The organism is Alteromonas sp. G4i13, assembly GCF_054960505.1.
Map to the genome: position 1 here is coordinate 54,516 of NZ_JBHNYX010000006.1, position 23,321 is coordinate 77,836.

A 23,321-nucleotide genomic window follows, 5' to 3' on the forward strand; every position below is an offset into this window, starting at 1 on the left:
GACCATTGCTGTACATCAAAGATCAACAGGACTTAATGTTTAGGAAGTGAGGTTGCCAACAGGGCGATCAACGGATAAGACTTCTGTTTAAACAGAAGTCTGATTTAAAAGCGCCGTTTAGATTGCCCATAATGTACTTAAAAGAAATGTGTACTTACCGTTCCTAGTCGCTCAGCGGTTTCTAACTAGGCAAGTTGTACAAGGCAATTGTATAAACACTGTGTGCTAGATTATCTGTGAAATAAATTGAATCACTAGTCCAACAACGCTTCCATAAGCAAACCCAGCCCAGCCACTTGTCGCTCTATAACGCCAAAGTGCTGCACCAAAAAAGCCACACCAAAGCATGGCAGAATAGGTGGAAACAAGGCCGCCGCCCATCCCTGTATCTGGCAAAAACAGCATGACGACAAAGGTTAGCGCCATTGCGCCACTTAACAGCACCCACATGATATTTTTCTTATCAGCGAACGCATTGTTTTGTTTGACGTTCTTTGCATCGGCATCTTGCATTTGCTGCGCATCTTCTGCTTGAACAGCGCACTGAGCTGCTTTGGATGCACGTAGTTTTCGTGCACTACGCTCACTTCTTGATTGGGGTTTCTTGACCTGTGAAGGCAACGGTGATGCAGCGCTATGGGTCATGATGTACCTCATTAACTGAATTTAGTAACTGTTTGTCCATAGTTAAGGTAGAGCATGCATGCCAAGATGACTATACGACTTCGGTCTCACACGACAATTAGAAAACGTGTTTTAGATTTTCCCTATTCGAATGCGGCGCTCGAATTAGAGGGGGCAAAGGCTGAGGTAGGCATACATTATCTACAAGAACACCGTGAAGCACGCAAACAAAAAAGCCCACCCGCAATCACTGCCGTTTGACAAGGAATGCGGGTGGGCTTTCACAAACTTACACCGTTAGGTATTAGTGATGGTCGCTATTTTGGCTTTTGAAGCTTACTTCCAGCAAATTTACGCTATCAGCAAATGTCAGGGTTTTGATATCACCCTTGCCTTCTACATTTAGCGTATTCACTTGTTTTGGCCACAAGTCACGCAATGCATCATGGCGAATTTTAATGCCTTCAAGTACAGGCGGCTCAGCAGTTTCCTGATAAACCCAAAAGTGCTTACCTTCAACTTCAAAGCCAACATCAGCAAGCTTTAATGGCTCGCCTGCTGCATTTAAAATTGCAAAGTGGTGGGCGACGTAATCAGCGAATTGTTGCTGCGTTTCTATGTCGTCCATAATATCTGCGTGCTTGTCAAACAGCGCCTTAACCGCGTGTTCAGCATCGTGCAAATTAAAGCGGTGCATCACCTCAATATTTTCTGTTCTAGGATTGAACAGTACCGTGGTAATCGCTGCTTTTATTTGATGCGCTTGGGCTGCAGTGCTGTACGACATTGCGCTAACTAATAGCGCAGCCGTAATTGCGAATACACTTACGCTTGCAAGCAGAGCATGAGCGCTCTGCTGCAAGCGAGCCAAAGACAACTTATTCGTCATCTTTGTCCTCGTCGTCGGTTTTCAGTTCGGTCTTTGAGTCGTGCATAAGGTCGCGGTACTCGTAAGTGTTACGCGGCTTATTCTTGTACGCTTCAATACGCGAAGGAATAATACGACGGGGGTAGTGGTTGTTTTCCACATCTACGTCTGCTGTTTCCCAATGCGGGTCAACCGTCACGCTTACCAGCTCTTTGTCTTTGTCGGTAACAATAAGCTTGCTTACCGCTTTAGGTGTACGACGCCAGATTTCCGCAGGAATACGCATTTCTTCTTTTGTGCCGTCTTCAAACGTTAGCTCAAGAATGATTGGCATCACCAACCCACCCTTGTTGCTGAAATCTAGCACGTAGTAGTTTTTGTCTTCTTTCACCGCACGCTCAAACGCTTTACGCTCCCAAGGCTCAAGATCTTTCAAGAATTTCTTGTACTTGTTGCGCTCTTTGTTAGTTACGGTGTAACGATCGTTTTCGTCGTAGAAGTCACTGATATCTTCAAAGCGATCTACCCAAAGCTTTTTGCCTTCTTCTTTATTACGAAGGTCGGTAAGTGACTTCGGTTTTTCCATTTCTGCTTCGCGCTCGCGAGCAAAATCGATATCTGGATCTTCAGTGTCTAAACGAAGCTTGTATACGCTGTCTAGGCTAATATCTACATGGTCTGTGGTGTAAAACCAACCACGCCAGAACCAGTCTAGGTCAACGCCTGACGCCTCTTCCATAGTACGGAAGAAATCTGATGGTGTAGGACGTTTAAACATCCAACGCTGCGCGTACTCTTTAAACGCGAAGTCAAACAGCTCACGGCCAAGAATAGTTTCGCGAAGAATATTAAGTGCTACTGCAGGCTTGGTATAGGCATTTGGGCCAAGGCGAAGTACTGAGTCAGACTGGGTCATAATTGGCACTTGCGTCTGAGACTTCATATAGCCAGTGATATCACGTGGCTCAACGCCCCAAGGGATCGTAGGATCCCACTCGCGACCGGCAACGCCGTCTAGGAAGCTGTTCAGACCTTCATCCATCCATGTCCACTGGCGCTCGTCAGAGTTAACTGTCATAGGGAAATAGATATGACCTACTTCGTGAATAACCACGCCAATAAGGAAACGTTTCTCAGCAAGCGAGTACGTGCGTGAACCATCGTCACGAAGCTCTGTACGCGGGCCGTTGAAGGTGATCATGGGGTATTCCATGCCGCCAACTGGACCATTTACTGATTGGGCTACTGGGTATGGGTAATCGAAGCTAAAGCGGCTATAAACATCCATGGTGTGGATGATTGATTCTGTAGAATACTTCTGCCATAGCTCGCCACCTTCTTTCGGGTAGAAAGACATGGCCATTACCAATGGTTGAGTGTCACCGCCTTGCTGATAACCACGCGCATCCCACGCAAATTTACGCGAAGAGGCCCATGCAAAGTCACGTACGTTTTCTGCCTTAAAGGTCCAGGTTTTAAGCTTAGTCGTGCCTTCTTTTTCGTTCTCAATTGCTTCTTCTGGTGAAACAATGAATACGATACGGTCAGCTTTTTCTGCCTTTTTCAGACGGTCGCGCTGTGTTTTAGTTAACACGTCTTTCGGGTTTTGAAGCACACCCGTTGACGATACGATGTGGTCAGCCGGAACCGTAATATCTACTTCGTAGTTACCGAACTCTAGCGTGAACTCGCCACGGCCAATAAACTCTTTATTGGTCCATGCTTCGTAGTCGGTGTAAGCCGCTAGACGAGGGAACCACTGTGCTAGCAAGAAGATGTCGTTACCGCCTTCACGTTCGTCATCTGGGAAATGCTCGTAACCTGCACGTGCTGAAACAGCGTCTTCTTCAACAATGTTAAACGCAAAATCGATATCAAACGTAACTTTGCTGCCTGGCTTCAACGGTTGAGCCAAGTCAACACGCATTAAGGTGCCAACTACTGTGTGACGTAAGTCATTGCCCGCTTTGTCTTCAACTCGAGAAATGGTATAGCCCAGCTCGTTGTCGTCAACAAACTGCTGACGGCGCAATGCTCCCATGCTTAGCTTAGCTGGCGCATCGCCGCTAGCAGCTTGCGTACCCGGCCCGCGGTTACCGATACCGCCAAACGTGGTAGTAAGCGCAGACATTGAATCGTCGCGGAATTTGTTTTGGTCAAGCTGGATCCACAAGTACTTAAGCGTGTCTGGCGCGTTGTTGTGGTAAGTAATGGTTTCGCTTGCTTCAATGCGGCGTTTGTCTTCAAGTAGCTTTACGTCAATATCGTAATCTACTTGTTGTTGCCAATATTGGTGGCCTGGCTCACCAGCGGCGTTACGGTATACGTTTGGAGTAGGAAGAACTTCGTCCAGCTGACGGAATTTATCTTCGAAATCGCCTTTAGTTTGTTTAATAGCGGCGGTACTAGGAAGAGAAATCAGCATAGACAACACTGGCGCTAGCCAGAAAAAGTGTCGTTTTGCGGTGCTCATGCAGGTTCCTTGCAACTTGTAAGTTAGAATTGTTATAAGATAACACCGCCTAGTATATAAGTATGCCTGTCACAATCCAATTTTTTGACCGTAAACTAACCATGTTTTAACGCAAAAAAACTGTAACAGATCGTTTTGTTTCGCGCTTTAACTGTCGTATTCTTAAGCTCTTGTTTTCTTTTTTCTTCCCCCTATGAACCGTTTTAATTGGCAACGTGCCGTTATAAAAGTTGGCAGTGCGCTTATTGCTCCTGAAGGCAATGAGTGTAGTGGGCGTTATTTACTGTCTCTTGCTCGATTTATTACTGCTAGTCGCGAAGCTGGCAAAGAAATTATTCTTGTCTCTTCTGGCAGTGTTGCCGCGGGCCGCAGCAAAGTGAAGGTTCGTCACAACGCATCTATTGCAGAAAAACAAGCCATGGCTGCGATTGGCCAGAATTTAATGATGGCCAACTGGCAGCGCTTTTTCGACTTTCCCTGTGCACAAGTATTGTTAACGGCGGATGATCTACGCGATAGAACCCGCTACGTAAATATTAAAAATACCTTGCGCGAAATTTTGAATCACAATGCGTTACCTATTGTGAATGAAAACGACACCGTAGCTGTCAACGAACTCAAAGTGGGTGATAACGATAACTTGGGTGCTTACACTGCCCTGGTCGCCCAAGCAGACACCCTCATTATCTGCTCAGATATCGACGGTTTATTTACCGCAGACCCAAGAAAAGACGCCAGCGCCACACTCATTCCACAGGTAGATAAAATAGACAGCGCTATTTACGGCCTTGCCGGCGGCGCTGGAACAGCGGTAGGAACTGGCGGCATGCGCACAAAAATTGAAGCGGCAGACAAGTGCACCAGTAGCGGTATTCAAACTCTTATTGTAAACGGGCGAAAAGGCGAAACCTTCGATGCGTTACTTGAAGGTAAAGTGCCGGGAACCCTATTCAATGCTAGTAGCACTCCCGCTAGCGCGCGCAGACTGTGGCTTACCCATACTCTTAAAACCGCTGGCAGAATAGACGTTGATAGCGGTGCGAAAGAGGCGTTAGTGCGAAAAGGCGCGTCATTACTGCCATCGGGTATTGTTGATGTCGTCGGTTTGTTTGAACAAGGCGATGCTGTTGAAGTGGTGTGCCAAGGCGAAGTTATTGCCAAGGGGCTTTGCCTGTATAACGCAAAAGACTTAACGCTTATAAAAGGGAAAAAGTCGAAAGAAATTGCCAGTGTGTTAGGTTATGAAACAACGGATGTTGCTATTCACCGTGACGATATGGTGCTTTACTCATAGCGCTATCCAAAAGAATCGCTGCAATAGACTACCGCACATTAAACATTAATTGGCGTTAGTCGTTCATCGATTTTCATTATTTGCGCCAACAACAAAGCGATACATTTATTCACTAAGGGACGATCATGACTGATATCACACCTACACTTGCCGACTACCCTTACAAAGTCACTATCGCCACGCGTTGGCAAGACAATGATGCGTACGGACATATCAACAATGTTGTGTACTATGGTTTCTTTGATACCGCGGTAAACCGCTTTTTAATTGAAGAAGGTGGGCTAGATATACACAACGGGCAATCCGTGGCGTATGTGGTAAGCAGTCAGTGTCAGTACATTGCTCCGGCAGCCTACCCTGAAGACATTTTTGTAGGCTTGCGCGTTATCAAAATTGGCAGAAGTTCAGTGACTTATGGTCTATCAGTTTATGCTGGAGAGAATAAGCGACGCGTGGCTCACGGCCAATTTGTGCATGTGTTTGTAGATAGAAAAACCGACAAGGCCATTCCTATTCCTGTTAATGTGAAAACAGCGTTAGAGTCGATTGTGGAAGTAATGTAGAGCATGGCAAAAATGACGAAACACAATGCATCACAAACGATGAGCAACGGCAATCAAAAGCAGGTTGTCTTTCTAGACGCCGAAACCATGGATTTGCCCAGCCTTGATACCTCGTCACTAGATGACTTACAAACTAATCTCGGCGCAGGTATTACGCTTCATCAACAAACTCAAGCCGAAGATGTGGCCGAGCGCATTAAAAATGCCGATGCTGTGCTGGTTAACAAAGTCGTGCTACAAGCCAAAGATTTACAGCAGGCCAGTCAGCTTCGCTATATTGGTGTAACTGCGACCGGCATGAACAATATCGACCGTGATTACTGCGAACAGGCTGGTATTACCGTTCAAAATGTAGAGGGCTACGGCACTGATAGCGTTGCTCAACATACGTTGACCTTGGCGTTGAATTTGGCCACCAATTTTGTGACGTATCAGCGCGATATGCGCAACCAAGCATGGTCTGCATCTTCTCATTTCTGCTTACACAATCATCCCGTGTTGGAATTGGCGGGTAAGCATGCGGTAATTGTTGGGCATGGCGAGCTTGGCAAGCGTGTAGAGGCATTGTTTAAGGCTATGGGTATGCAGGTGAGTATCGCTGCTCGCCCAGGTAAACAAGACGACCCTCGTCCAAGTCTTGCATCGCTTTTACCAAATGCCGATGTGGTAAGTCTTCATTGCCCGCTTACTGAAGCCACCGATAAGCTGATTAATGCCGAGACGTTGTCGCTGATGAAGCCAACCGCTTTTCTCATTAATACGGCTCGCGGCGGTTTGATTGATGAGGAGGCACTCTATCATGCGCTTATAAACAATCAAATTGGTGGCGCGGGATTAGATGTATTAAGTGTCGAGCCTCCGCCTGTTGATCATATATTGCTTAAAGAGGCACTACCTAACTTGCTGGTAACGCCGCATAATGCGTGGATTGGTAATGGCGCTAGGCAAAAACTGCTAGATAGTGCTATCGACCATTTATCCGCCCACTTATCTTCTTGTTTATCAGCTTCCCAGGGCTAGAACACCGCTATGAATAACGCAACCTTATTTGCTCTGTGCTGCCTGATTTGGGGCTCAACCTGGATAGCCATCACTTACCAAATAGGACATACCTCTGAAACGTTTGCCATTGCGCTGCGTTATTTATTGGCGTCGGCCTGTTTAGGGATTTACTGTGTTATTAGGCGTTTGCCGCTTAAGCTACCGGTACATGTTCATGTGAAAATGGCCGCAGTCGGTCTCTTTTTATACAGCTTAAATTATACGCTGCTGTATATGGCGCAAGCGCACATAATTAGCGCGCTGTTAGCCCTTATGAGTTCTTGTATTATCTACATTAATGTTGTGCTTCGGCGTTGGTGGCTTAAAGAGCCTATAAGAAAAGAAGTGGTTATAGGTGCTACATTTGGCTTGCTGGGCATTGTGTGTTTGTTTGTGCCGGAGTTTTCCAAAGTCTCCATGGATGCGGCGCTTGCTACCGGCCTCGCTATAGCGTTTGTCAGCTTTTTCTGCGCCTCAACAGGTAACGTTATCTCCGAGCGTATTTTGACCTCGGGTACGCCTGTTATCCAAATGAACTTCTATGCCATGAGCTATGCCATGGTGCTGCTTTTCATCACCTCACTGGCAATGCCGGGTAAGTTGGTCATTCCTACCCATACCGAGTTCTATCTGTCGCTGCTTTATCTGGCTATCTTTGGCTCTGTGTTTGCGTTTGGCGCGTACATGAAACTGTTAAAGCAAATGGGCGCTGACAAGGCTGCATATGTGGTCTTGGTATACCCCATGGTTGCACTGGTTATTTCCACCTTTTTCGAAGGCTATACCTGGAGCGTTTTATCTGTGGTTGGGGTGGTCATTGTGCTGGTGGGCAACGCCATTGCAATGGGGAAAGTACCCCGCTCTATGCGTCGCCCACCGGTGTCGAGCTAGGAGCTGGTAAAACCGTTTATTTGAGCGCGTTGATTTTCTTATTCAGTTCGTAAGCAGGCTCGGTAACAATGGTTTCAAGGGTTTCGATTCGCGCCATCAAAGCTTCAATCTGCGCATCTTTTTCCTCTAAACGCTGCTGCTGTTTGTCGGTCACGCTTTTAACGAACGGGTTGCTGCACTCGCCGTTCATCCAGTCGTTTAGTCGCCACTGAAATTTTGCGTCTAAGTAGCTTGCCAAAAGCACAAGCGACGTCAGGCTGCCAATTAACAAAACTATACTTAACGTAGACATAATTTTTTCCTAATCCAAATTTCAAGGTTGAAGGCTTTTAGGGAAATGCCCTAAACGCACGTTACTGTACTTACTGTTTTAACTAGTCGTTTGCTGCTTAAAAAAATTACAGCATTGACGAAAAAAGTTTGTAATAAAAATTCGTGGGGGCAGACTGATAGAAGTAACACAATAAAATAACAACAGTTTTTGTGATTAGGAATGTGACGTTGGGGCAGGGTTTTGAAGATGTTTTTGCGCAATACGGGGCAATATTGAGCCGTGTAGCCAACAGCTATGAAGCAAACGAAGCGATGCAGCAAGAATTATTGCAAGAAATTGCTATTGCCGTTTGGCAGGGGCTGTCTCGCTTTAAGGGCGATAGCAGCGTGAAAACCTATATTTTGAAGATAGCTCATAACCGCGCAGTTACTCACGTAGCAAATCAAGTGAAGCGTCTCGATACCCATCAATATGACCACGATGATTTGGGCTCTGACGGGTTCGCGAGTACTACCCACTCACCAGAGGAAATGTCTAGTCAACACCAGTCATTAGAACGCCTACTTCGCGCGGTACGGGCACTTCCATTGCAGTCAAGACAAGTGCTAACGCTTTCTCTTGAAGGCTTAAGTTACGATGAAATTGCAGACGTCTGTGGTCTGACTAAAAATCATGTTGGTGTGATATTAAAGCGCGCCAAGCAAAGTATCATGCAGGAGCAACCGCATGCATAATTCAGATAAAAAGAATCAAACGAACCCGCCCGTATCAGTAGACGATGCGCAAAATGATGGCCTTTCTGCGCTATGGCAAGCTCAGCCAGTTACGGCTATCAACCTCTCGGAAGTAAAAGCCAGTTTAAGCAGCGAGCGAACCAAGCAACGCTGGTATATGTTGGTTGACTCCTTAGCGTTTATCCCAGCGATCTACTTGCTAGTTGTTACTTGGGAAAAGTTCACTTTTGTCGCCCACGCGATGTTTGTTTTTATGCTGGTCACGGCTCTTCCCCTGCTTGTTTATCAGCTGTGGTTAAGAAGAGTGGCTGCATTTTCAAAAGACACTCAAACCGCTGACCACCTAACGCAGCTAATAAAGCAAATTAAGAATAACGTGAAGATTGCTGTAATCACTAAACACTCGACATGGACTGCAGTGTTATTTGGATGTGCCTTTCTGGTGGAGCGCTATTTTTATGGGGCGCTTACCCCAGAGAAAGTTATGAAGATGGCTATAGTTATGACGTCCATGAGCGTTGTGATGCTAGTGTGGTATGTGTGGGCGAGCAAAAGACAAAAGCGTTTTGAGCGTCAACTCGAAACGCTTGAGAAGATGGCACAGCAGCGTTAAGGGCGCATGAGTGCAAAAGTACGATGTTTTGACTTTGAGCGCTTAATTGTTATTACTTGTGCTCGGAGTGCTCACATTATCTTTCAGATCTTGCTCTGCGCTTTCATTGGACTCTTCAGCTTCACTGTCGTCTTCATCACTATCTCTACGGGTTCTGTTATCACCCAAGAAAAACTCATAATAAAGGTCTAACGCGAACTCAGATTGGTCTTCCAGTGTGGTTTGAATGGCTTCTAAATATAAACTAGGTAGAAGCTGATATTTTACCGCCAAGTCAGGCGGTAGTTGTCTGCGTCGTAGCGTGCTATTGGCGTCGTTGTTACTTAGACCAACGTCCACATTGTATTCCACAGATAATCGCTCGTTTATCTGCCCTCTTACCGACAGTAAATCTTCGTTAGTGCTTAAACTAAAATCATCAATACCTAGCGCGCTTCCCACTTGTCCTGTCAGGGTTTTGGTGTTGGATAAACCAAAACCTACCAGCAGCGCAGCGTAGTTAGGATCTTGTGTGCCCGAGTTCGGTCCAGAACCTGTAAGTAGATATGACAATACGCCCTGTTGATCCATTGCAGGCTCAGAGAACAGGTTAATACTTGGCGAGTCAGCCGCGCCATCAATTCGGATACCTGCAATTACGTCGTCATCGGTTTTAGCCGGGTCGCGGATGGCTTCAACCAGTAACAATGGCTGGTCGATGGGGCCGTTAAATTGTACTTCACCGGTTTGAATAATTAACTGTTGTCCGTAAGCGTTGTATCGACCATTTAAAATTTGAAGGTCACCATAGCCCACAAGTGCAGGTTGAGTGTTTACGCGAATGCCACCATACAAACTTGCAGTAAGGCCAAACGCTTCGAGTTTTACTTCTTCGGTTTTGTTTTTGTCGATGTTGACCAATACCGAAGCGTGGACGATATCTAGCGGTTCCTCTCTATCCGGTTCGCCACGCAGGTGCACGTCTTTTGATGGGGAAACAGCACTCTCAGGTAGCGACTCTATTTCAATTCTCGCCCAAGGAATATTTACCTCGCCACTCACGTCCACTTTTTCTTTTGTGGCGGCGATATCGATATTCGGTGATACCTTGAGTCGAATGTTTGGCTGACGAATTTCGAAACCGTTTCCTTTTAGATTAAATGTCGCACTGGGGTTGGATGACCAGTCTAACTCGCCTTTTAACGCCCCTTTTCCTCCGCCTAGTAAGAAGGTGCCGTCTAGTGCAGCGGTTTGACCATTAAGCGATACTTTTTGATTCCAATCGGCCAGTGTCACAGGTGTATCTTGTATATCGATAGCGCCATTTGAAACTGTCAATTCACCGTTAAGCGTAGGGTCGTCAATGTAACCACTTAACGATACGTTCCCATTTAACTTTCCTGTAAGGGTTCTGACAGCGGGGGAAAGGGGTTTGAATGGTGCAACATTAAGCCCTTGCATCTCTAGTTTACCATCGAGTGGTATACGCGATTCGAAAGGACGGGTATTCAAGGTTAGTGTTGCATCCCCGACATCTTGGCTTGAGATCACAGATGTTGATGCTAACTGCCCCTGCTTTATCTCTCCTTTAGTTTCTATGGAGTTAATAGTGAGCGTTAGCGGGCGCGTTTCACCAAGTTGCCATGGCGCAGAACTCATAGACGCAGTAAATGTGGCATCGATTGGGTCGTTAGCAGAGTAACTGCCTTTGGTTTTTACGGTAAGTGTTGCCTGTGAGGGACTTGAAACAACAGTAGGCGCTAACTCGTTCGCCCATAACCCGATGGGCAGCGCCGTCGCGCTGATATCCCAACTGGCTTTGTTTTGTTGATAATTCACGTTTGAAATACACAGCTCACCTTCCTTTCGAGAGGTCCAACAGTGCTGACCTATTTTAGCCGTTATAGGTGTGGTGCCTATGTCTACACTGAACGGGCTTGATAGCGTCCACTGCATATTAGCGAGCTTCAATGCGGTATCACTAATTTCCCCCACCCAGTGATTGTTAGTCCATGCACCCTTTAAAGACAGCCCAATATTATTGTTGGGCACAGCTAGGTCAATATCTGCGGTGTGATCGCGATAGGTACCGTTAACTTTGATTTCGCCGTTCAATGGTCCTTGCTGCGCGGCAGAGGCATTTAAATTGGGTGACACAGCGATATTAGATAGGGCGAGTGTGCCGTTAGCAGTTGGATTTTGCCAAGGACCGGCGGCTGTGATATTGCCACTTACCGCACCTGTCACTTCTGGGTATAGGCTTGAAATAGCGTTAATGTTTATCGCAATATTTGCATTTAAATGCCGCTTATTCAGTACTTGAGCAATGGCGCGTATCGTGTTTCGCTCTTGCTCGTGTTCTTGAATGATATTGACGTTAGTAACGAATAAGTCGCTGGGGCCAGCATAAACCGCATTCCCCTTCACCTGAAGCGGTTTGCCCTGAAGTATACCCGAGACAGTCATATCTCTTAGGCTCATGTGTAATCCGCCGCGCTCAGAGTATTGCAATATACTGTCTATTTCTCCGCTAATTTTTTCAGGCGCATAAGTGCTGAATTGCCGCCCTGATACATTCTTAAGCGTTGTCTTACCTTCCCACGCGATACTTTCATTTAGATAAAGGGTACCTGTGTTGGTTAAGCTCCCCTCCAAAGCGTTTATATTGGCTTGATTAACAAAAATATTGTTCTTTTTCAGCACCACATCAAGCGATACCGGTACATTGCCAATGTCAGGCAATGTAGCTGCGCCAGCTCCTTTAAGTACGTAATCACCCATGGTGCCGGAAAGCGTTAACTGTCCTTCTTTGAGCGTAGTGTTTTCCAGTGTCGGTATGGCTTGTTCTTGCCAGTTCGCAGTGAATTCTATGGGAAGGTTGCTGTCTAGAATGTTGGCCATTAGGTTGGCATTTGCGGTTACCGCGCCTCTGGCAACAACTGACAGCGTTAAATCGTCCAACGCACCCGCGGCCGCTACACTCAGTTCTTGTGGTGTGTCACCAAGCTTCGTTTTCGCGTTAATAGCCACATTTAATGGGAAGTTTCCGTCAAGTGTTGCGCTCGCTTTTCCTTTCACCTTACCTTGTTCATGTACAACGGTCATTTCTTCAATAGCGACATCGCTGCCCTTAAAGTGAGCCTCTAACAGCGAGATGAGTGAAATGTGTTGTTTGCTCTCCCCTTGAATTATGTGTAGATCTTCTACTAAAAAAGTACCAAGAGACAAAGGAATAGGCGTAGCTATATTTGGTAGTACGGGGACGTCGTAGCTTAGTGAGTATGACGTAGGCAAAGCGCTATCAGTACTTGGTGCCTGTTCTTTTTTGGGAGCAGGCTGCTCACTATTAGTTTCCGATGCATTGGTCATGGCTGCCGGTGAAGAGCTGGCAGCTTCATCTTGGTTTAGCAGAGCAATGCGAACACCTTTTGCGGCTATGCTGTCAAGTATGAGGTCGCTATTTCCTTCAAAATCGGTCAGCTCTAGTTCATCAATTTCTACTGTTGTCGTAAGTAGAGCAAGTTTGATATTCGTTAGCGCTAAATACCCAACATCAATAGGCAGCGGTAATTCAATCTGGCCACCTGAAGATGCATCATCGGAAGAGGCAGGCGCGTTTGAGCGCTGTGTAAGCGTAGCGTTTTCCAGCGTGACTTCATTGACACATACTCTAGGCTCAAACAAACAACGCCAGGTAATATCAATGTAGGCATATTGTGCAGACACCTTCCATTGCGGGTTTTCCCACTCCACGTTATGCACTTCTAGTGTGTCAGCAAACCCACCGTCAATGGCATCGATGGAAAGGTTTTCAACAAACGTGTTGGCCAGTAACTTAACGGTAGGGCCGCCTAGAGGACTTATCAAAACGGCATACAACGCGACCAATATAAGAACCGGTGAAAGTAAAATAGCCGAAAGCGTACGTTTTCTCATAGCTCAGGCCCCAACAAAATGTGTAACTGCCATGTATTCTCGTCTGGCGCAAAGCCTCTTGCCACGTAAAGTCTGACTGGACCAATTGGTGAAAGCCAATGTACACCAGGTCCAACGCTATATGTCAGCGTTGTGCTGGTGTCGTTTGTTGCTGTACCTGCATCGACAAACGCTGCCACTCTCCAATTATCTGCCACTTGATAGGCATACTCTACACTCGATGTAGCAAGGTACTTCCCTCCGATAGAGTCAACAATAAGTTCTCCTGTTTCTGGATCAATGACTTCAGCTGTCGGAGAAATTTCGCGATAATCGAAGCCGCGAACACTTTTATCGCCCCCTGCATAGAAACGCAACGACGTTGGCACTTCATCAAAACTATTGGTTTTAATAACCCCTGCTTCACCGCGTATGGTTATTCTGTGCACATTGTTAAAGGTACGGATAAGCGTGGCTTCAACTACTGCCTTTGCAAAATCGATATCAGAACCATAACCTTCTTTGCCTATTTGAGTGAGCATTTGAAGGTAGGTACCATTATTAATGTTGAGCTCACTGTCTTTATCGCGATAGGTTAACGAATACCCGGGTAATACTAGGGACGTGGTGTTTGTACTCAATTCCCCTTGATCATAAGTTTCACGTAGATAGGTCACCGAGCCATCGTGTTGCCATGGTGAATTGTCATGTTGCCAGTATCGGTGTGCAGACAAAGATAAGGTTTCACTCTCAAAGGAAGTGTTGCTGTACTCTATAAATTGGTAACCCGCCTCTATACTCGCGTAATCCCGCGTTATGTTTCTCATAGGTATACGGTAGTCGGCAGTCACTGATTGTTCTGGCGCTGAAATGAAAATATCAGATGAAACAGAGTGCCCTTTACTATTCACCCAAGGACGCTCCCATCCCAAGCGAACCCGTGGGCCCGTGTCAGTGGCTGCGCCAACAGAAACGTTAAATGCGTCTGTGGGTCTGTGAAGTAACGATACCTCAACCGGTACCAGCAAACCATCAGCCTCACTTACAACCGGGCGTGCAATAACGCGGGTAAAATACCCAGATTGATTAAGGCTTCTGTTGAAATCGGCAAGTGTTGCTGAAGAGTACGCATCGCCTGTTTGAAAAGGCTTTAGCCGCTCAATGATGGCTTTCGCCTTGTCATCGCCAATAAATTTTAGCTCTCCAAATTGGTACTGGGGCCCGCTTTGCGCAATCAAAAGTACGTTTGCTTGTTTTTCGTCACGCACTAGGTCGAGGCGCGTCGCCTGCCAAAAATAATCAAAATAGCCATTAGATAAGGCGTAGTTAAACATGGACGACTTAAACGACTCGTAAATGGTTTGGTTTAACACGTCGCCTTCTTTAAGCTTTAGTGAATTAAAACGTTCTCTGAAAGCCTTATCTTCACGTCCCGCACCTATTATTTCGCGAGTAACCTTATTTATGGTAAGCGGCGCATTCAAAGCAACGTTCACTGTAACCTTGTCGCCCTCTTCAATACTTACCTTGGTCTCGCTGTTGTAATAACCATAGGGTTGAACCGCTGTCGCTACCGTTTCACCCACTTCATCTTGCCAGTAAGGGTCAGTAAGCAACGATTTTTCCACGTCGAGACTGTTTAAATGCAGGCGGATATTATTACGCAGTTTGTCGTCTTCTACGCCCTGAATGTTATAGGAAATAGGGTCTTGGGCATGTGAAAAAGTAAAGAGAGCACACACTAGCGTGCACAATGTACTGCCCACCAAAACTCGGACTGCTTTGGTGATTCTAAACATAAATTGTCGGAAAAGATGGTCTTGCAAACTGGCAAGCCCGCTCCAAATCGAAGGCATGAAAAGGCTAAGTCCTTAAGGTAACGCTGGGCTGTGAAGCTTACCGCTTGATGGTAAAATCCATATTATGTCTGTGGTTAATGATACCACATTTGCAATTTGTATCCGCAAACTACGACGAGAGATCAAATAATTGCGCTGACGTCGGTAAATAATACCAATCCGCATAGATCATTACCCACTCAGAAGGCGCTGGCAAGTTTCCTAGCAAAGCGTGGGAATGCAGGAGTGGCTGTTCCCTTTCAAATTCCCAGAATGAAGCTAGGAAGCTTGCCAGACCTTCCCGAAGGGCGAGTTTAAAATGTCCGTACTCTTTGTTGTGTCACCTTGATGTAGACCACTATACCTGCGGTAACACGCCGCGATTACGAACATTTTAACTCTCGCTGAGTGGGTAATGATCTATGCGGATTGGTATAGAATGCACTCAACGTATTTTCCTGACTAGAATGCTCTTCTTCAGAACATATCTGGCACATCCACTCACTGAACATAGAGCCTAGCATTGCTTTGTTTTTGTACATCTGGGCATGAGTGAGTATACTCTGTGTAACTTAACTTTGAGTTTTTTGCCTAAGCTAAGTTCCACTAACAATAAAAAACAACAAGGGAATGTTATGTCTTCTAATAAGGCTCTCTTACCTACGACACTAGTTACTTTGCTACTGTTGGTTTGCTCTTTCTCCACACTGGGCGCAGATCAAACTAAGGCAGAACCCGAGTACGAAAAATTCAGTTCTTTGCCAACTTATTGGACTCCGTCGCTGTCACCCGATGGCTCAAAAATCGCTTTTGTTCAAAACGTTGAGCAAGAAGAAGCGTTTGCCATGCTTGCCACTTACGACTTAAAAAAGGGTGAAAAGCACTACCTACTGCGATCGGACAATGAACGCGTAAAAATTAACTGGTACAACTGGGTGAACAATGAACGGCTGGTGGTTAGCGCTCGTTACGAAACCCGCCGTGGCACCACGAAAGTTCACGACACACGGTTGTTAAGCATTAAGTTTGACGGTGAAGGCGGTGCATTCAACTTGGTTGAATGGGAGAGAATAAAGCGTCGAGCAGGTAACCCGAACCACATTCCTCAATTTCACGATGACGTTATCGACTGGCTGCCTGACGATCCAGAACATATTCTAATTGCCTTAGACGCTGAGGTGTTGGGGCTGCCGTCGGTTTACAAAATCAATGTTAATGATGGTGGCGTAAGTCGCATTATTCGCGGGAAAAAACGCATTAGAGATTGGATGACGGACCAACAAAATAACGTTCGTATAGGTGTTTCGCTTGATTACGATACAGGGGAGCGAGAAGTCTTTCTAAAAGAAGGAGACGATTGGCGCACCTTATTTGCTTACAACGCTATGTCTGACAAGGGTGAATACCCAGTTGGCTTTGCAAAAGACCCAAATATTCTTTATTTCAAAGGTTATAAAGGAGACTTCCGTGCATTGTACACCTTGAACCTTACTACTAATGAGCGAACAGAGGTGTATGCTGATGAAGGGTACGATGTTAATGGTAGCCTTATCTATTCACCGGTTACCCGAGATGCAATAGGAGTACGCCATGACGGTCGACATTATTGGGATGAACGTTACGTCGCTCTTCAAAATGGTATCGATGCTGGTCTTCCTGATTACGACAATACCTTAGTGAGCTTTAGCGACGACGAACAAACATATATTGTTTATTCAGAGTCTGACACCTTACCAGGAGTTTATTTGCTGGGTGACCGTAAAGAAGGCACGTTAGTGATGCTTTTTGAGCAATATGCTCAAATAGACCCGGCAAAATTATCTGAGCATACGTTAATTGATTATGAAGCCAGAGACGGCATCAAAATCGAAGCGTATTTGACTTTACCAAAAGGCGAAGGCCCGTTTCCTACCATTATTCATCCCCACGGTGGCCCTGGAGCAAGAGATTTCAGTGGTTTCGACTATTGGACAGCGTATTTTACGTCGAAAGGTTATGCAGTACTAAGGCCTAACTTTAGAGGTTCTAGAGGGTATGGGTACAGCTTTGCGCAAAGCCAAATGAAAGGCTGGGGCTTGGCTATGCAAGATGATATCACCGATGCGGCAAACTGGATGGTAGAGCAGGGGCACGCTGAGCAAGACAACATGTGTATTGTGGGCGCTAGCTATGGCGGTTACGCCGCCCTGATGGCAACTGTTAAAACCCCGGATCTGTTTAAGTGTGCGGTGAGCTTTGCTGGCGTAAGTTCACTTAAACACGTCATTATTCATTCTCGCCGTTTCCTGAACAACGAATTTGTGAAAAACCAAATTGGGGATGATTATGATGACCTTGAAGCGCGCTCGCCTTACTACAATGCGAAAGGGATAAAGACGCCAATTTTGCTGGTACATGGAGAGGAAGATAGAGTTGTCCCTCCACTTCATAGTCGCTACATGGCTGACGAGTTAGATGATTACGACAAGGTCTACAAGTATGTAGAGCTTGAAAGTGGCGACCACAATTTGTCTATTCAGCGAAATCGTCATATTTTCTTTAAGGAAATGGATGCATTTTTAGACCAACACCTTAAGCCAGCGAGTAAAGCGCGTGCTGCAACGGCAAACGTTTCAGCTTCCGAGTAACACCCGTTAAATGCACCAGTATTTACGACAAGATTTTACTTGGCTGGCGGCTTTTTAACCAAGTTTCAGGTATACTCAACAAGGCGCGTTAATTTCGCGCCTTTTTAATTTCCCCCACTTTATTTCATATTCGAGACTTTATGCCCCAGACTTCTAATGGCGTATCTGAGGATACTGCAGTTGTGCAAAAGCCAGCGCTTGGCCTTGTTGAATTTGTTGCGCTAATGGCTACGATGACATCCCTTGTCGCGTTGAGCATTGACGCTATGCTGCCTGCGTTGATTCAAATTGGCGAGTCACTACAGGTCGCCGAGGCGCATCAAACCCACTTAATCGTTACCGTGTTCTTTTTAGGCATGGCACTGGGTCAAATGTTCTTTGGGCCTTTTTCCGATAGCCGCGGCCGTCGCTTAACTATATTAGTGGGCCTGTGTATTTTCGCCTTAGGTACATTTGTTTGCATGATGGCCACCAATTTGGAGACCATGCTGGTAGGTCGCGTTATTCAAGCATTTGGGGTGTCTGGGCCACGAATAGCCTCTATGGCAATTATTCGCGACCTTTACGTTGGCGATGCGATGGCAAAAGTCATGTCGTTTATCATGATGGTGTTTATATTAGTGCCTATGTTGGCGCCTATTATTGGGCAAACGGTGATGGAGTTGACCTCATGGTTCCATATTTTCACTATGTTTCTCATTGTGGCTACCATGGCCGGCATTTGGTTTTTTTCTCGTCAAGGGGAAACCTTGCCAAGAGCAAGGCGTAAAAAGTTTTCATGGGCGCAGTTTTTCGCATCTTCAAAGTTCATTCTAACTAACCCAGCAGTGATGGGTTACACCTTTGCCATGGGCTGTATTTTTGGCGCATTCTTGGCGTATTTAAGTGCTTCGCAAACCATATTTACTGTGTTTTACAACGTAGGTGAATGGTTTCCCTACATCTTTGCAACGCTTGCTTTTTCAATTGGTCTCGCCTCTTACTTTAACGGCAAAATGGTAATGCGTTTTGGGATGCGCAAGCTTTGTCGTTTTGCACTTAAAGGGGTTAACGGGTTTGCCGTTGTGTATTTAGTGTTGCTGTTGGCGTACGACGGCTTGCCGCCTTTAATTCCTACGGTTGCGGTTATGTTTGTAGGCTTTTTCTTTGTGGGCATACTGTTTGGTAACTTAAACGCCATGGCGATGCAGCCGCTTGGCGATATGGCAGGTTTAGGCGCGGCCATAATTGGCTCATTTTCTAGCCTTTTCTCGGTGCCTGTTGCACTGTTCGTCGACAGTTTCTTAAATGGAAATTTAATGCCTATCGGCTGGGGATTTCTCGTCTTTTTTGCTTTATCTTACGTATCCGTACGCTATGCTGAGCGCGTTCGTGAAGGTTCTATTTAGAAGGTGTATCGGCGTGTCGCAGAGGTCAGTTGCGTAAGAAAGATACTTATTAGCAGGCTTACGGACATAAAAAAGCCCGACCAAAATGGTCGGGCAAGAGGGCTTAGTTAAGCACCTAACGACAGAAACTGTCCTAACCTATGATGGCCTTCATGTCAGTCATGTAGCCACGTAAGGTCTTACCTACCGATTCCACACCGTGTGAGCGGATGGCTTCGTTAATTTCAACAAGGCGTTTGTTCTCTACCTGATTAGAAGTAGCGGCTAAACCCTTACCGATAACGCTGGTATCAATGGTAGGCATAAATTTCTCACGCAAAATTGGAATTGCTGCGTTAGCAAACAAATAGTTTCCGTATTCTGCTGTGTCTGAAATAACCACGTTCATTTCATACAAACGCTTACGTGCGATTGTGTTAGAAATAAGCGGTGTTTCATGCAGTGATTCATAGTACGCAGACTCAGGTAAAATACCGGCTTCAACCATTACGTCGAACGCAACTTCAACACCACACTTGATCATGGCAACCAGTAAGATGCCGTGGTCAAAGAATTCTTGTTCACTGATTTCACCTTCATAAGCCGGTGCGTTTTCAAACGCGGTTTCACCGGTTTCTTCACGCCACTTAAGCAGGTTCGCATCGCCATTGGCCCAATCTTCCATCATGGTGCGAGAGAACTCACCGCTGATGATGTCGTCTTGGTGCTTTTCAAATAGCGGACGAAGTAAATCAGTTAACTGCTCAGAAAGCTCAAACGCTTTCACTTTTGCAGGGTTTGATAGACGGTCCATCATGTTAGTCACACCGCCAATCTTAAGTGCTTCAGTAATAGCTTCTAGGCCGTACTGAATAAGTGCACCTGCGTATCCTGGCTCGATACCGTCATCAATCATTTTTTCAAACGCAAGTACCGCTGCAACTTGTTGCATACCACACAAAATGGTTTGCTCGCCCATGAGGTCAGATTTAACTTCAGCCACAAATGATGACTCAAGTACACCTGCGCGGTCACCGCCCGTTGCACTTGCAAGTGCTTTGGCTTGATCCCAACCTTTACCTTCAGGGTCGTTTTCTGGGTGTACAGCAATCAGAGTTGGTACACCAAAGCCACGCTTATATTCTTCACGTACTTCAGAACCCGGGCTTTTCGGCGCACACATGATTACTGTGATATCGCTACGAATTTGCTGCCCTTCTTCAACGATATTGAAACCGTGAGAGTAACCTAGCGTTGCACCTTCTTTCATAAGCGGCATAACGGCTTCGACTACGCTAGCGTGCTGCTTATCAGGTGTTAAGTTATATACTACGTCTGCTTCTGGAATGAGCTGTTGGTAAGTACCAACGGTAAATCCGTTACTGGTTGCGCGCTTATATGAGTCGCGTTGCTCATCAATGGCTGCTTGACGCAGCGCATAAGAAACATCTAACCCTGAGTCACGCATATTCAAGCCTTGGTTAAGGCCCTGCGCGCCGCAGCCTACAATGACAATTTTCTTGCCTTTTAAGAACTGACAACCGTCAGCGAATTCATCGCGTGCCATGAAACGGCAGCGGCCAAGCTGATCTAACTGCTGGCGAAGTGACAGGGTGTTGAAATAATTAGCCATAAAAATTTCCGAACAACATTCATTTTTGTCAATATCAAACACCGACCTTGGTGTTGACAGACCTCGTCTATGACGACTTGATATTGAGACTAAAAGATTTCTTTTGTTTTGGAAAATGATATATTTGCAAGATAATATTGCATAAAGTGAAATGTTTATGGATTTTCGCAGTCTACAGCTGTTCAATCACCTAGCTACCAGCCTACATTTTGGCATTACCGCCGAGGCCATGTATGTGTCGCCTTCTACATTAAGCCGGGTTATTCAACGCCTTGAGGACGAGTTAGGCTGCACGTTGTTTAAACGTGATAACCGCAAAGTGGCGCTAACCCACAGTGGGCACAAGCTGCTGTCTTTTTCAAAGCAAGCGCTGAAAGATTGGCAACAGCTAAAGGTCGACTTAAAAGAAGATAACGACGCATTGCAGGGTGAGCTCAGCGTATTTTGCTCGGTTACCGCTAGTCAAAGCCACTTACCCGCTATGCTTAGACAGTTCAGGCAACAGCACCCGGGTGTTGATATACGCCTAATTACCGGCGATCCTGCCCTTGCGATAGAAAAAGTGAAAGGCAAACAGTGCGACTTATCTATTGCTATCTACACCCCTGATATGCCGACAGATTTGCATTTCACCGCGCTTGATAATGTGCCTTTGGTACTTATTGCCCCAAGAGAGTGGCGACTTACTCAACTAAGCCAGTTGGACTGGACTAAACATCAGGTGATTATGCCTGAAACTGGCCCAACCCGTCGTACTGCCTACCACTGGTTTGCTGAGCATGGCATTCGTCCAAATGTGTATGCTTATGTCGGCGGTAACGAGGCCATCGTGAGCATGGTGGCACTTGAATGTGGCGTGGGATTTGTGCCTAAAGTGGTACTTGATCACTCCAGTATGGCCAATGCTGTAACCCAAATACCTGTTGAAGATATTGAGCCTTATGCTTTAGGTTTATGCTGCTTGCAGGATAAGCAAAACGAGCCGCTTATAAACGCCTTTATGCAGCTTAATTTGCAAACTCGTGGGTAAGTTTAAGGCATAGCTGGTGCTTAGCTAGTGCTCAACTGTTTAATAAGGTTATCGAGGGCGCGATAGCCCAATGCTTCTGCAATGTGCGCCCGCGATACGGCGTGCTCATCTTCAAGATCTGCAATGGTTCTTGCCACTTTTAACGTGCGATGAAACACCCGCATAGACAAATTAAGCTGTTTAGCAGCGGCTTGTAGAAACTGCAAATCAGCGTCATCTAGCAGACATATATCGGCAAGCTCACCTGCGTGCAGCGCACCATTTGGCTTACCTTGCCGTAGCCCTTGTTTGTGACGAGCTGCAATGACTCGCTCTCGCGTTGCGTGTAACGAGTCGTCAGGTCTATTGGCACGCTCTGGCAGGTCGTAGTCAGGTAGGCGCGGCACTTCGACTTGTATATCAATTCTATCAAGCAGTGGTCCCGATAACCGGTTCAAGTAGTTGAGCTGTTGCTGCGGGGTTAGTCGGTTATCATCAATATCACCCGTCGGGCTTGGATTCATCGCCGCTACTAGTTGAAAGTTGGCGGGGTATGTGGCGCTTCCTGAAGCACGAGACAAATGCACGTCGCCGGTTTCAAGTGGCTCGCGCAATACATCCAGTGCCTTTCGCCCAAATTCAGGCAGTTCGTCTAGAAACAAAATACCATTATGAGCCAGCGATATTTCACCCGGTACAGGGTTTGAGCCACCGCCAGTAAGCGCCACCGCAGAGCTAGTATGATGGGGCGAGCGGAGGTGGCGAGTTAGAAAACGCTCTGCATGCAGTTTTTCGCCTTTCACAGAGTGAATGGCAGCCACTTCCAACGCTTCTTCCTCGCTCATATCGGGTAATAGCGATAGCATTCGGCTGGCGAGTAAACTTTTGCCTGTGCCTGGAGGGCCAACCATCAAAAGATTATGTGCACCACTTGCCGCGATAATAAGCGCTCGTTTGGCCTGCTCTTGGCCGATAATGTCATCCCACCCTGTTAAGGTTTTGTTAGGCGCCCGTGAGGTAAACGGCTGGCCTTTGGCGAGCTTTTTGTTGCCGGTAAGGTGTTCATAAACAGACAGTAAATCGAAAGCGGGATAGCGCGTTGCGTGAGAAACCAATGCAGCCTCTACGTCATTATCCCCCGGATATACGAGCGCAATATCTTCGTTTGCAGCTGCCATTACCACAGGAATCAGCCCGTTTACTGGCTTTATTTCGCCGTTTAATGCAAGCTCGCCCACAAAGGCAATGTTAAGTAGGCTAATGTCTGAGATGTAGCCCGACGCAGCTAAAATGCCTACGGCAATGGGAAGGTCGAACCGCCCGCCAAACTTGGGAATATCTGCTGGCGCTAAATTGACGGTTATTCGTTTTGCGGGAAACTCAAAACCACTGTTTATCAGGGCGCTGCGTACTCTTTCTCGCGCTTCTTTAACGCTGGTTTCTGCCATGCCGACCAGTTGAAAAGCAGGTAAACCATTAGCTAGGTGAATCTCTACACTTACCTCTGGCGCTGCCACGCCCTGCCCTGCAAAGGTTTTAACAACAGCCATCCCCATAATCTAAACAACCTCCTCTCGC

At 46.3% G+C, this 23,321-nt stretch carries 17 protein-coding genes; 9 read left to right on the forward strand and 8 right to left on the reverse strand.

Going from position 1 to position 23,321, the window contains the following annotated elements; genetic code table 11:
- Positions 1 to 225: 225 nt before the first annotated feature.
- From ACFI6J_RS04265 to ACFI6J_RS04275, 3 genes are all read right to left on the reverse strand, one after another.
- Positions 226 to 645: a hypothetical protein gene (locus tag ACFI6J_RS04265; RefSeq protein ID WP_014951420.1), complete on the reverse strand. Its 420-nt coding sequence runs from the start codon at positions 643 to 645 to the stop codon at positions 226 to 228.
- A 283-nt stretch (positions 646 to 928) separates the two neighbouring features.
- Positions 929 to 1,513: a DUF6702 family protein gene (locus ACFI6J_RS04270; protein WP_342341100.1), complete on the reverse strand. Its 585-nt coding sequence runs from the start codon at positions 1,511 to 1,513 to the stop codon at positions 929 to 931.
- Positions 1,503 to 3,965, reverse strand: a complete 2,463-nt coding sequence (locus tag ACFI6J_RS04275; protein ID WP_014980757.1) for a M1 family aminopeptidase — start codon at positions 3,963 to 3,965, stop codon at positions 1,503 to 1,505. Before ACFI6J_RS04275 ends, ACFI6J_RS04270 begins: the two co-directional genes overlap by 11 nt.
- Before the next feature lie 193 nt (positions 3,966 to 4,158).
- Between ACFI6J_RS04275 and proB the strand changes: the two genes are divergently transcribed.
- The 4 genes from proB (at position 4,159) to ACFI6J_RS04295 (ending at position 7,754) form a co-directional block, all read left to right on the forward strand.
- The gene (gene proB / locus ACFI6J_RS04280; protein WP_462555341.1) at positions 4,159 to 5,259 is read left to right on the forward strand and encodes a glutamate 5-kinase; all 1,101 of its coding nucleotides are present in this window, start codon (positions 4,159 to 4,161) and stop codon (positions 5,257 to 5,259) included.
- Positions 5,260 to 5,384: 125 nt separating this feature from the next.
- Positions 5,385 to 5,822, forward strand: coding sequence for an acyl-CoA thioesterase (locus tag ACFI6J_RS04285; RefSeq protein ID WP_014951416.1), 438 nt, complete (start codon positions 5,385 to 5,387; stop codon positions 5,820 to 5,822).
- Positions 5,823 to 5,825: 3 nt separating this feature from the next.
- Positions 5,826 to 6,842, forward strand: a complete 1,017-nt coding sequence (locus ACFI6J_RS04290; RefSeq protein ID WP_462555339.1) for a D-2-hydroxyacid dehydrogenase — start codon at positions 5,826 to 5,828, stop codon at positions 6,840 to 6,842.
- Positions 6,843 to 6,851: 9 nt separating this feature from the next.
- Positions 6,852 to 7,754, forward strand: a complete 903-nt coding sequence (locus ACFI6J_RS04295; RefSeq protein ID WP_462555338.1) for a DMT family transporter — start codon at positions 6,852 to 6,854, stop codon at positions 7,752 to 7,754.
- 16 nt (positions 7,755 to 7,770) lie between these two features.
- Here the strand turns inward: ACFI6J_RS04295 and ACFI6J_RS04300 are convergent, their stop codons facing one another.
- A complete protein-coding gene (locus ACFI6J_RS04300) occupies positions 7,771 to 8,046 on the reverse strand; it encodes a hypothetical protein (protein WP_014951413.1) in 276 nt (91 codons plus the stop codon).
- A 209-nt stretch (positions 8,047 to 8,255) separates the two neighbouring features.
- On the opposite strand from ACFI6J_RS04300, the gene ACFI6J_RS04305 reads away from it, so the two are divergent.
- Both ACFI6J_RS04305 and ACFI6J_RS04310 read left to right on the forward strand, forming a co-directional pair.
- Positions 8,256 to 8,762: an RNA polymerase sigma factor gene (locus tag ACFI6J_RS04305; RefSeq protein ID WP_014980752.1), complete on the forward strand. Its 507-nt coding sequence runs from the start codon at positions 8,256 to 8,258 to the stop codon at positions 8,760 to 8,762.
- Positions 8,755 to 9,375, forward strand: a complete 621-nt coding sequence (locus ACFI6J_RS04310; protein WP_462555336.1) for a hypothetical protein — start codon at positions 8,755 to 8,757, stop codon at positions 9,373 to 9,375. Before ACFI6J_RS04305 ends, ACFI6J_RS04310 begins: the two co-directional genes overlap by 8 nt.
- Positions 9,376 to 9,417: 42 nt before the next feature.
- Here the strand turns inward: ACFI6J_RS04310 and ACFI6J_RS04315 are convergent, their stop codons facing one another.
- Both ACFI6J_RS04315 and ACFI6J_RS04320 read right to left on the reverse strand, forming a co-directional pair.
- Positions 9,418 to 13,290, reverse strand: a complete 3,873-nt coding sequence (locus tag ACFI6J_RS04315; RefSeq protein WP_462555335.1) for a translocation/assembly module TamB domain-containing protein — start codon at positions 13,288 to 13,290, stop codon at positions 9,418 to 9,420.
- Positions 13,287 to 15,125 (reverse strand): autotransporter assembly complex protein TamA, encoded by a 1,839-nt coding sequence (locus ACFI6J_RS04320; protein ID WP_239300904.1) that lies wholly within the window; start codon positions 15,123 to 15,125, stop codon positions 13,287 to 13,289. The genes ACFI6J_RS04315 and ACFI6J_RS04320 overlap by 4 nt, the downstream gene beginning before the upstream one ends.
- A 617-nt stretch (positions 15,126 to 15,742) precedes the next feature.
- Between ACFI6J_RS04320 and ACFI6J_RS04325 the strand changes: the two genes are divergently transcribed.
- Both ACFI6J_RS04325 and ACFI6J_RS04330 read left to right on the forward strand, forming a co-directional pair.
- Positions 15,743 to 17,734 carry an alpha/beta hydrolase family protein gene (locus ACFI6J_RS04325; RefSeq protein ID WP_462555333.1) on the forward strand — a complete coding sequence of 664 codons (1,992 nt, stop codon included), beginning with the start codon at positions 15,743 to 15,745 and terminating at the stop codon, positions 17,732 to 17,734.
- Between the two features lie 140 nt (positions 17,735 to 17,874).
- Positions 17,875 to 19,122 carry a multidrug effflux MFS transporter gene (locus tag ACFI6J_RS04330; protein WP_061096227.1) on the forward strand — a complete coding sequence of 416 codons (1,248 nt, stop codon included), beginning with the start codon at positions 17,875 to 17,877 and terminating at the stop codon, positions 19,120 to 19,122.
- A gap of 133 nt (positions 19,123 to 19,255) precedes the next feature.
- On the opposite strand, the gene ilvC is transcribed toward ACFI6J_RS04330, so the two are convergent.
- Positions 19,256 to 20,734 (reverse strand): ketol-acid reductoisomerase, encoded by a 1,479-nt coding sequence (ilvC, locus tag ACFI6J_RS04335; RefSeq protein ID WP_423083539.1) that lies wholly within the window; start codon positions 20,732 to 20,734, stop codon positions 19,256 to 19,258.
- Between the two features lie 157 nt (positions 20,735 to 20,891).
- On the opposite strand from ilvC, the gene ilvY reads away from it, so the two are divergent.
- Entirely contained in the window at positions 20,892 to 21,764 is an 873-nt protein-coding gene (gene ilvY / locus ACFI6J_RS04340) for an HTH-type transcriptional activator IlvY (RefSeq protein ID WP_014977812.1), read from the forward strand.
- Between the two features lie 20 nt (positions 21,765 to 21,784).
- On the opposite strand, the gene ACFI6J_RS04345 is transcribed toward ilvY, so the two are convergent.
- Positions 21,785 to 23,299: a YifB family Mg chelatase-like AAA ATPase gene (locus ACFI6J_RS04345; protein ID WP_239217880.1), complete on the reverse strand. Its 1,515-nt coding sequence runs from the start codon at positions 23,297 to 23,299 to the stop codon at positions 21,785 to 21,787.
- Positions 23,300 to 23,321: the final 22 nt, after the last annotated feature.

Bases quoted from the DNA above. Each gene is read 5' to 3' on its own strand.
- ACFI6J_RS04265 (WP_014951420.1), bottom strand. From the start codon at position 645: ATGACCCATAGCGCTGCATCACCGTTGCCTTCACAGGTCAAGAAACCC.
- ACFI6J_RS04270 (WP_342341100.1), bottom strand. From the start codon at position 1,513: ATGACGAATAAGTTGTCTTTGGCTCGCTTGCAGCAGAGCGCTCATGCT.
- ACFI6J_RS04275 (WP_014980757.1), bottom strand. From the start codon at position 3,965: ATGAGCACCGCAAAACGACACTTTTTCTGGCTAGCGCCAGTGTTGTCT.
- proB (WP_462555341.1), top strand. From the start codon at position 4,159: ATGAACCGTTTTAATTGGCAACGTGCCGTTATAAAAGTTGGCAGTGCG.
- ACFI6J_RS04285 (WP_014951416.1), top strand. From the start codon at position 5,385: ATGACTGATATCACACCTACACTTGCCGACTACCCTTACAAAGTCACT.
- ACFI6J_RS04290 (WP_462555339.1), top strand. From the start codon at position 5,826: ATGGCAAAAATGACGAAACACAATGCATCACAAACGATGAGCAACGGC.
- ACFI6J_RS04295 (WP_462555338.1), top strand. From the start codon at position 6,852: ATGAATAACGCAACCTTATTTGCTCTGTGCTGCCTGATTTGGGGCTCA.
- ACFI6J_RS04300 (WP_014951413.1), bottom strand. From the start codon at position 8,046: ATGTCTACGTTAAGTATAGTTTTGTTAATTGGCAGCCTGACGTCGCTT.
- ACFI6J_RS04310 (WP_462555336.1), top strand. From the start codon at position 8,755: ATGCATAATTCAGATAAAAAGAATCAAACGAACCCGCCCGTATCAGTA.
- ACFI6J_RS04315 (WP_462555335.1), bottom strand. From the start codon at position 13,290: ATGAGAAAACGTACGCTTTCGGCTATTTTACTTTCACCGGTTCTTATA.
- ACFI6J_RS04320 (WP_239300904.1), bottom strand. From the start codon at position 15,125: ATGCCTTCGATTTGGAGCGGGCTTGCCAGTTTGCAAGACCATCTTTTC.
- ACFI6J_RS04325 (WP_462555333.1), top strand. From the start codon at position 15,743: ATGTCTTCTAATAAGGCTCTCTTACCTACGACACTAGTTACTTTGCTA.
- ACFI6J_RS04330 (WP_061096227.1), top strand. From the start codon at position 17,875: ATGCCCCAGACTTCTAATGGCGTATCTGAGGATACTGCAGTTGTGCAA.
- ilvC (WP_423083539.1), bottom strand. From the start codon at position 20,734: ATGGCTAATTATTTCAACACCCTGTCACTTCGCCAGCAGTTAGATCAG.
- ilvY (WP_014977812.1), top strand. From the start codon at position 20,892: ATGGATTTTCGCAGTCTACAGCTGTTCAATCACCTAGCTACCAGCCTA.
- ACFI6J_RS04345 (WP_239217880.1), bottom strand. From the start codon at position 23,299: ATGGGGATGGCTGTTGTTAAAACCTTTGCAGGGCAGGGCGTGGCAGCG.